Below are 9,594 nucleotides of genomic sequence, written 5' to 3' on the forward strand. Positions count from 1 at the left end.
ATATAAATATTTTTTATGCAACTTGATAATAAAATTATTGATAACAAAATATATAGGTAATCATTTGTTTTTATAAATTTTTTGAAATAAACATATATTACAAATATATAAATTGTAATTCCACAAAGAATTAAAAATTGAATTATATTTGTCTCTAACAATACTTTGTTAGTATTGAATATAAGTTCTAAAAAGAATATTGAAATACATGCAAATAGAACTCCTATGAAAAAAATACTTTTATTCTCTAATATTCTATATTTAAGCTTTATATTTGGAAAAATTGATAATAATATAATTATTTTATTAACTAAGAATATATTTATTAAAGCTCTCTCATTTATATCCACTAATAAAATAGGATGCCTTAAAAAACATAATAATAAAGATAACGTAAAGTAAATAATATAAAAAAACATCATTTCATTATTTTTTTCTTTGTAGTAATATATAGTTGCATATAATGAAATCAAATAAAAAAATATTGATAAGGAAGTGATTGTAAGCTCTACATTTTCATTAGCCATGTCTATAGGCAATAGTATATTGTCAAATCTTATTATTAAATAAATAAAAGATAAAAATATTATGATCATTATAAACTTTATAGTCATACATTTGTTTTTATTTTTCATATGATAATCCATAAGTTTTCCTCCATTTAATCTTCACATATTTACCCCATATTTTTATATTTATTCCATATTTATTTATACAATCCTTTAATTATTATTTTTTTTCCAAAAAAATTACTCCCTACTTTAAAATAGTGAGTAATTCTCATTAATTTACTTATTTTTAAGTTTTTCTTCTATCATTTGTTTTGCTACTTGAGGATTTGCTTTTCCTTTTGAAGCTTTCATTACTTGACCCATTAAGAATCCTACTGCTTTAATTTTTCCAGCTTTAAAATCTTCTATTGACTTAGGATTATTATTTAAAACTTCATCAACAAGTTTTTCTATTTCATCAGAACAACTAATTTGAGATAATCCTTTTTCTTCAATAATTTCTAAAACAGGCCTATTACTTTCAAACATTTCTTTGAATACTTCTTTTCCTGCTGTATTACTTATTTTACCTTCTTCAATTATTTTAAATAAGTCAACTAAGTTTTTAGGTGAAATTTTTATATATTCTGGTTCCATATTATTAGCATTTAATAAACGAAGTAAGTCACCTAAAATGTAGTTAGAAGCTGTTTTAGGATTTCCACCTTCCTTTACAATTTCTTCGTAAAATCCAGCTAAAACCTTACTTCCTATTATTATAGAAGCCTCTTTTTCGTTTATTCCGTACTCTTTTACAAATCTAGCTCTTTTTTCTATTGGCATTTCAGGCAATGATTTTTCTATAGTATCAACTTTTTCCTGCGGTATTATTATAGGTGTCAAATCTGGTTCTGGAAAATATCTATAGTCATGAGCTTCTTCTTTCGAACGCATTGATAAAGTTTTACCTTTTCCAGCATCCCATCTTCTAGTTTCTTGTTTTATTTTATATTCTTCTTTATATTGATATAATTCTTTTTGTCTTTTTTCTTCTTTTTCCAAAGCTTTTTGAACTTCTCTAAAAGAGTTTATATTTTTTATTTCTACTTTTGTTCCGTATTCTTCCTGTCCATAGGTTCTTATGGATATATTTGCATCGCATCTTATGGAACCTTGTTCCATACGGCAATCTGATATTTCAGCATATTCAAGTATTCCCTTTAACTCTCTCATAAATGCTGCTGCTTCTCCAGGTGATCTTAAATCTGGTTCTGTAACAATTTCAACAAGTGGTACTCCAGCTCTATTGTAATCTATAAGAGATACTGGTTCATCTTCCAAATGGACAAGTTTTCCTGCATCTTCTTCTATATGTATTCTGCTAATTCTAACAGATACTTCTTTTCCTTCGTAAGTAAAATTCACCATACCATTTACACACATAGGTAAATCATATTGTGATGTTTGATAGTTTTTAGTTAAGTCTGGATAAAAATAGTTTTTTCTATCCATTTTATTATAATTATTTATTGTACAGTTTACTGCTCTTCCAGCTTTTATTGCTAAATTAACAACTTCTTCATTTAAAACTGGTAGAGTTCCTGGTATTCCCAGGCATATGGGACATGTATTTTCATTTGGTTTAGCTCCAAATTCTGTGGAACAAGAACAAAATATTTTAGTATTTGTTTTTAGTTCTGCATGTATTTCCAAACCAATAACAGTTTCTAGTAACATAAATTACACCTCTCTTTCAAAGTTTAGATTTAGTTTTTTCTCTAATGCATAAGCAACTTTATAAATTTTATCTTCCGTAAATACATCTCCTATCAATTGAAGTCCTATAGGAAGACCTTCACTACTTTTGCCTCCTGGCATAGATAGTGCTGGCACTGTTGCCAAGTTAATATTTATAGTATAAATATCAGCTAAATACATAGCTGTTGGATCTTCACATCTTTCTCCTATTTTAAAAGGAAGTATTGGGGATACTGGTCCAATAATAATATCGTATTTCTTAAATGCTTCTTTAAAGTCATGCTTTAATTTAGCTCTAAATTTTTGTGCTTTGTTGTAGTAAGCATCATAATATCCTGAAGATAATGCATAAGTTCCAAGCATTATACGTCTTTTTACTTCTTTTCCAAATCCTTCACTTCTACTCTTTTCTACTAGTTCTTCCACAGAATCATAGTCTTTTGTTCTATATCCATATCTTATGGAATCAAATCTTGCTAAATTAGAGCTTGCCTCTGCTGAAGATATTATATAATAAGGAGCAAGCCCATCTTTTGTAACAGGTAGTGAAAATTCTTCTACTTCTGCTCCAAGCTCTCTTAGAACTTCTATATCTTTAAATATAGCTTCTTTTATTTCTTCATCTAATCCTTCTTCTTCAATAAACTCTACAGGAATACCTATTTTCATTCCTTTTATTCCAGAGTCAATCCCTTCAGTATAGTCTTTTACTTCAAGATTTTTAGCACTAGTTCCATCTAAATCATCTTCTCCTGCCAATATATTTAATAAATAAGCATTATCTTCCACAGTCATAGAAAATGGACCTACTTGGTCAAGAGATGAACCAAAAGCAATTAGTCCAAATCTAGATACTAAGCCATAAGTTGGCTTCATACCAATAATCCCACAAAATGATGCTGGCTGTCTTATAGATCCACCTGTATCAGATCCTAAAGCTAGTGGAACCATATTAGCCCCTACAGCTGCTGCTGATCCTCCAGATGATCCTCCAGGAACTCTAGACTTATCTATTGGATTTTTTGTAATTTTAAAAGCTGAATTTTCTGTTGAAGATCCCATAGCAAATTCATCTAAATTTGTTTTTCCTATTAATATAGCATCTTCTTCTTGTAATTTTTTTATAACTGTTGCATCATAAGGAGGAATAAAATCTTCTAACATTTTAGATGCACAAGTTGTTGCTACTCCATTTGTACAAAGATTGTCTTTTATAGCAATAGGAATGCCTGATAGTTTGCCCACATTTTCTCCTTTAGCAATTTTTTCATCCAATTCTTTAGCTTTTTTCAAAGCTTTTTCTTCTTGTAATGATATAAATGCATTTATACTTTCTTCTTTTTCTTTTATATTTTTAATATAATAACTTACAACTTCTTCGCAGGAAATTTCTTTATTTTGTATTTTATTTACTAGTTCTTTTATACTATAATTTTTCATTTAAGCATCCTCCTACTCAATGATTTTAGGAACTTCTATGAAAGTTTCTCTCATTTTTTTAGAATTTCTATATAAATCATCTATATCACATTTTTTACATATGTCTTTTCTAACTACTGCAACTTTTGGTTTTTCAATTTCTACACCTTCCAAATGTAGTTTATCTAAAGTTTTAAATTGTTCTAAAATATTTTCAAATTCACCTGCAAATACTGTAGCTTCTTCTTCACTAAATTGAAGTTTAGCTAACTTTGCAATATACTTAACATCTTCTTTCGTAATTGCCATTTTTTTCACCCTTCCTTTAATTTTTATTATTTATGGAGTTAATCTCTTCATATCTCTTGGTATAAGAGTCGCCTCCCTAATATTTGTAAGTTTTAATATTTTCATAGTAAGTCTCTCAAGTCCTATGGCAAATCCTCCATGTGGAGGCATACCATATTTAAATGTTTCTAAATAAAAATCAAATTCCTCTGGATTTAATCCAAATTTAATTATATTCTCTTTTAACATTTCATAATCATTAATCCTTTGACCACCTGTAGTTATTTCCAAACCATCATATATTAAATCAAAACTTTTAGTTAATTCTTTATTTTCATCATCTGTCATCGTATACATAGGTCTTTTGCTAACAGGATATTTAGTTAAAAATACAAAATCACAATTGTATTTTTCTTTAACATATTTAGAAATCAATACTTCACCTTCTGCATCTATATTTCCAATTGGAGATTTCTTATTGTATTTATCTAGTAATATTGCATGAGCTTCCTGTAAAGTTATTCTTGGAATAAACACCTCATTAGGTAAGTCTATTTTATACATTTCAAGCTCTTTTTTGCAAACTTTATTTAAATGATTAAATAAATAGTTTATAAAACCTTCTTCTAAGTCCATTAATTCAAATTCATCTTTAATAAATCCCATTTCGACATCTAAACTAACGTATTCATTTAAATGTCTCCATGTATTATGAAGCTCTGCTCTATAAGCATGACCTATCTCAAAAACTCTTTCAAATCCAGCTCCTACCATCATTTGTTTATAAAACTGAGGTGATTGTGCTAAAAAAGACCTTCTATCAAAGTAATTTATAGTAAACATTTCTGATCCACCTTCTGTTGATGAATCTATAATTTTTGCTGTATGAATTTGTTCAAAATTTCTTTCTTTTAAATAATCTCTAAAAGCTGTTTCAATTTCACTTTGTATTTTAAATATGGCTCTTATCTCAGGTCTTCTAAGAGCAATTGTTCTATGATCTAATTGAGTTTCCAATGCTGCCTTATTTTTAAAACTGTTAATTTCAAATGGAAGTTTATCATAGTAAGTACTTCCTAAAATCTCAAATTTTTCAACTAATACTTCTATTTTACCAGGTGCTTTTTCATTGCTACATACTTTTCCCACAACTTCTACAGCATTTTCCAATCTCAAATCTTCAATTTGTTCTTTTTCACAAACTAGCTGAATTACTCCAGACTTATCCCTTAATTTTATAAATACTACATGGCTTAAATCAGTTATTTTGTGTACCCAACCCCTAAGTAATACTTTTTGATTTATACAATCATTTAATTCATTTATAAATATTCTTTCCAAACCTTTATCTTTTCCCTTGTCATAAAATGCTCTTTCTAACTGTGCCATTTTCTTCAATCCTTTCTTTTATTATTTTTATACATTAAATCTTCGATCTGCTTGTATCGTCATAGAGCTGAAAATTAGCTCTGTTGCTCTCTTAATAAATTTGATTTTATATCTTTTATCAATATGTTATATAAAAGATATAATTTTTTACAATTAAAAAACGTCCCTATACAAAAGTATAGGGACGTGATATTTACGCGGTACCACCCTAGTTGACTATTTTTAGTCCACCTTAATTACGTACAGAATTAATTTTCGATACGTTTCCTAGATAACGGTAGGATTCCGTTTAGGCCTACTCTTTAATATAAATTTCGGCTAACCACTCCAAAGTGTTCTTCAACTAAAGTATCATACAAAGCTTCCACCATCCTTTGTTCTCTATAAATCAACATATAGTCTACTCTCTTTTTCATCGTATTTTCTATATATTTTTAATATTGTAAATTAACTTCTAAATAAAAGCAACAACTTTTTATTATGTTTCTAATTATATTTTGAACTTAAATATTATAATATTTATTTACTATTCAAAAGTATTATATTCAAAATATATAAATATGTTCATATATTTTATCGTTCTAAAAAGTATTCATTTAATAAACTTAAAAACTCTTTTCCATGTCTAGCTTCATCCTTACACATTTCATTTAACACATTATGAATAGTATCTATTCCCATCTCTTTTGCTTTTTTAGCTAATTTCAATTTACTTTGTATTGCTTCATATTCATCTTCTATAATTGATTTTAAATTTTCTTCTGTCCAAGGTTTAACTACTTCTCCTAAAAGCTCTGCTAATATTGATGCATGTTCTGCTTCTTCATAGGCTATTTTTTTATAAATTTCGCCCACCTTCATATATCCTTCTTTATGAGCAACTTTGCTCATAGCTAAATACATACCAACTTCTAAGCATTCCTTCGAAAAAATACTTCTTAAGTCACAAATCATATTATCATCTGCTTCTTTTGCTATTCCTATATTTTCATCTAAATTTGCCCTATCTTCTTTTTTTAGATTAAATTCTTTAAATTCTTCACAAGACGTATTACATACAGGACAAATCCTTGGTTTTTCATTTTCTATAATATATCCACATATTGGGCAAATCCACATTTTCATTTATTTTACCTTCCTGATATTTCCTCATAATTATTTCATAATTATATTATGGATATATTTTCTTTTTTTATTCTTCCTCTAGAATTTATAGTTTTATAATAATTTTAAGTTTTTATTTAAGAATAATAAGTATCTATCTTAAATATATTGTAAGTAATAAGAATTAATAATAATGTTTTGATTATTACTAAGGAGGACATATTTATGGGACTTTTAACAACATTATTAACTGGATTTGCTTTAGCCATGGACGCCTTTGCTGTTTCAGTGACAAAGGGTATGACTCTCAGAAAAATTACACCTTTTATATCTTTTAAAATTGCTTTCTCATTTGGACTATTTCAAGGATTAATGCCCTTTATTGGATGGTTTATAGGTATTAGGTTCCAATCATATATCACGGCTGTAGATCACTGGATTGCTTTGTTTTTATTATCTTTTATAGGACTTAAAATGATATTTGAAGCCTATGAAGATAGTAAGAATCCAGAATTAACTGTAACTTGCGATGATGAATTAGATAATACAGAATTAATAATTTTATCTATTGCTACTAGTATAGATGCTCTTGCTGTTGGAGTTAGCTTTGCTTTTTTAAATGTACATATAATACCACTTTGTTTAAGCATAGGAATAATTACTTTTGTTTTATGTTTCTTAGGAGTTATGATTGGTAAAATTTTAGGACCAATCTTTAAAAACTACTCTCAGATTATTGGTGGTATAATATTAATCCTTATCGGAATTAATATTTTGAATGAACATACTAATTTTATTTATAGAATGTTAAACTAATTTTAAAATAATAAAAACTGTAGACATTACGATCTACAGTTTCTTTTTGTATAATATTTTAATTAGTAATGATATACTCTTTCTACTCTACTACCTATACAGCTCAATGTCTCATTTGTTATCGTTCCACTTAGTCTGCTTAATTGATTAACTGGTAAATAATACTCTCCATCTTCTCCAAATAATGTTACTATATCTCCTTCTTTAACATCTTCTATATCAGTCACATCTACCATTGTTTGATCCATACAAACATTACCTATTATTCTTCCGAATTGACCATTTATTAAAACCTTAAAATCTTTTTTAGATACTGCTCTAGAAAACCCATCTGCATATCCAATTGTAATCGTAGCTATTTTCATTGGTCTTGGAGTAATAAAGTTATTTCCATAACCTATATTTTCACCTACGCCTACTTCTTTTACCATAGCTACCCTACATCTTAAAGACATTGTTGGTTTAAATTGCTCATTTTCAGGTAATTTACTTAATATATCATCACATGGGTCACAAGGTACACCATATAATATAATGCCTGGTCTCGCTAAATCTCTATGTATTTCTCTATAAGATGTTATTCCATAAGAGTTTTGTAAATGAACTTCTCCTAGGTTAATTTTTTCCTTTTCTAGGTTATCAATTATATAATCAAAATTTTCAATTTGTTTTCTAGTAAATAATATATCTTCTTCTACTTTGCTATCAGCTCTGCATAAATGCGAGAATATACCTGTAACATGAATATCTTTTAAATTATATATCGATTTAATATCCTCTATGTGTTCTCTATTTTCACCTATTCTATTCATTCCCGTATTAAGAGCCACATGACATTTAACTGTTCCTGGTAATTCACTTAATTCTTTAGCATATTTACTATTTACTAAAGTCTGTGTTAAATCATATTTTATTAGTTCATCCTTTTGGCAAACAGGTGTATATCCTAGAACTATTATTTCGCCTTTAATATTTCCTTCTCTTAATTCTATAGCTTCACTAATACATGCTACTGCAAAATGTTTTATTCCAATACTTTCAAAATAAGTAGCCACTTCTACAGCTCCATGACCATAGGCATTAGCTTTTACTACTCCTACAATTTCACAATTTTCATCTAACATATTTGAAATAACCTCTATATTATGCTTAAAATTACTTAAATTGATTTCTGCAAAAGCTCTTAATTTAGAAGTATCAATTTCTTTTTTACTATTATAAATTTTTGCTACCATTACAATATCCCCCTAATATATTTTAATAGTCTACATTTTAGTTTAAATAATATTATGTCATATATAAATGCTATCTTAATTATAGCATATTTTTTGAATATTAATAATATTCCATTAAATTAACATAAAAATAAGCCATTAAAAATGGCTTATTTTTCTCTTATTATCCATAATACTCATTATTAGGTTTATATGATTGATTTTTTTCTCTTCGTTTATTTTTAATACTTTGTTTATTTTCTGAGCAATGAGGACATTCATCTCTTCTCAATCTTCTAGAATTAAATTCATTCACTGCCTTTTCTAAATTTTCTTGTTCTTCCTCTTCTTGTCTTATAAATTCATCTTCATAAAACTGCATTCTTTCTTTATCTCTAAAAATTTCTTCTATTCCATCCTCATAGTATCTTGCCAATTTCTTATCTTCAATTAACCCTATTATTTTTCTTGCACCTATATATGCACCTGCTGCTACTCCGGCAGTTGCTACACCAAATATTATAGCTTTTCTAAGTTTTTTATTTAGATCCATATAGTGTTCAATACATTCAATACTTTTCATATTAAAATCTCCTTCCTTAAAAGGTTATTATATATAAATAGTATTTGTATTTATCTTATAAAAAATTATAAATTTCGATATTAATATTTGTAATTACTATGTAAACTTCAATAATTTAGCATTATATATCAGACAATTCCAATGCTACTCTTCTTGACATCCCATCATAAGTATCAGTTATTTGATCTTCTTTTTTACTTTGTTTATCAAATATAATCCTTATTGTAGTTCCTTCTCCTTCTTTACTAACTACTTTTATATCTCCTTTTAAAGCATCAACCATTTGTTTTACTATATTTAGTCCTAGTCCTGTTCCTTCTTCATGGGATAAATTATTGTTATCAAATCTTTCAAAGCGATTAAATAGCTTGTTTAATTTGTTTCCTGGTATTCCAAATCCTGTATCAATTATTTCAATAATTACTTTATTTTCTTCATCTATGATATTTACAAATATGCTCCCATTTTCGCTATTATACTTTATAGCATTTGATAAAACATTAAGTATAATTCTTTCAATAAAATCTATATC

10 protein-coding genes and 1 other annotated feature are annotated in these 9,594 nt (G+C 27.3%); of the genes, 1 reads left to right on the forward strand and 9 read right to left on the reverse strand.

Going from position 1 to position 9,594, the window contains the following annotated elements; genetic code table 11:
* From QX51_RS20975 to QX51_RS16045, 6 genes are all read right to left on the reverse strand, one after another.
* A partial coding sequence (locus QX51_RS20975; protein ID WP_039680910.1) for a hypothetical protein occupies positions 1-647 on the reverse strand: 647 nt, incomplete at its 3' end.
* A gap of 141 nt (positions 648-788) precedes the next feature.
* Positions 789-2,228: an Asp-tRNA(Asn)/Glu-tRNA(Gln) amidotransferase subunit GatB gene (gatB, locus tag QX51_RS16025; protein WP_039680911.1), complete on the reverse strand. Its 1,440-nt coding sequence runs from the start codon at positions 2,226-2,228 to the stop codon at positions 789-791.
* A gap of 3 nt (positions 2,229-2,231) precedes the next feature.
* Complete coding sequence (gene gatA / locus QX51_RS16030; protein WP_039680912.1) at positions 2,232-3,689, reverse strand: Asp-tRNA(Asn)/Glu-tRNA(Gln) amidotransferase subunit GatA; 1,458 nt, start codon at positions 3,687-3,689, stop codon at positions 2,232-2,234.
* Between the two features lie 12 nt (positions 3,690-3,701).
* Complete coding sequence (gene gatC / locus QX51_RS16035; protein ID WP_039680913.1) at positions 3,702-3,977, reverse strand: Asp-tRNA(Asn)/Glu-tRNA(Gln) amidotransferase subunit GatC; 276 nt, start codon at positions 3,975-3,977, stop codon at positions 3,702-3,704.
* A 30-nt stretch (positions 3,978-4,007) separates the two neighbouring features.
* On the reverse strand, positions 4,008-5,345 hold the full coding sequence (aspS, locus tag QX51_RS16040; RefSeq protein ID WP_152607248.1) for an aspartate--tRNA(Asn) ligase: 1,338 nt from the start codon (positions 5,343-5,345) through the stop codon (positions 4,008-4,010).
* A 177-nt stretch (positions 5,346-5,522) separates the two neighbouring features.
* Positions 5,523-5,770: a binding site (T-box leader), on the reverse strand.
* Between the two features lie 148 nt (positions 5,771-5,918).
* On the reverse strand, positions 5,919-6,470 hold the full coding sequence (locus QX51_RS16045; RefSeq protein WP_039680914.1) for a ferritin family protein: 552 nt from the start codon (positions 6,468-6,470) through the stop codon (positions 5,919-5,921).
* A 204-nt stretch (positions 6,471-6,674) separates the two neighbouring features.
* On the opposite strand from QX51_RS16045, the gene QX51_RS16050 reads away from it, so the two are divergent.
* Complete coding sequence (locus QX51_RS16050) at positions 6,675-7,265, forward strand: manganese efflux pump MntP (protein WP_039680915.1); 591 nt, start codon at positions 6,675-6,677, stop codon at positions 7,263-7,265.
* Positions 7,266-7,327: 62 nt separating this feature from the next.
* Here QX51_RS16050 and vanT read toward each other — a convergent pair whose 3' ends face one another.
* From vanT to QX51_RS16065, 3 genes are all read right to left on the reverse strand, one after another.
* Entirely contained in the window at positions 7,328-8,500 is a 1,173-nt protein-coding gene (gene vanT / locus QX51_RS16055; RefSeq protein WP_052233113.1) for a serine racemase VanT catalytic subunit, read from the reverse strand.
* Positions 8,501-8,663: 163 nt separating this feature from the next.
* Complete coding sequence (locus QX51_RS16060; protein WP_039680916.1) at positions 8,664-9,062, reverse strand: hypothetical protein; 399 nt, start codon at positions 9,060-9,062, stop codon at positions 8,664-8,666.
* 121 nt (positions 9,063-9,183) lie between these two features.
* Positions 9,184-9,594 (reverse strand): sensor histidine kinase (locus QX51_RS16065; RefSeq protein ID WP_039680917.1); only part of this gene is annotated, 411 nt, incomplete at its 5' end.

Origin of the sequence: Terrisporobacter othiniensis (assembly GCF_000808015.1) — a bacterium.
Classification (GTDB): domain Bacteria; phylum Bacillota; class Clostridia; order Peptostreptococcales; family Peptostreptococcaceae; genus Terrisporobacter; species Terrisporobacter muris.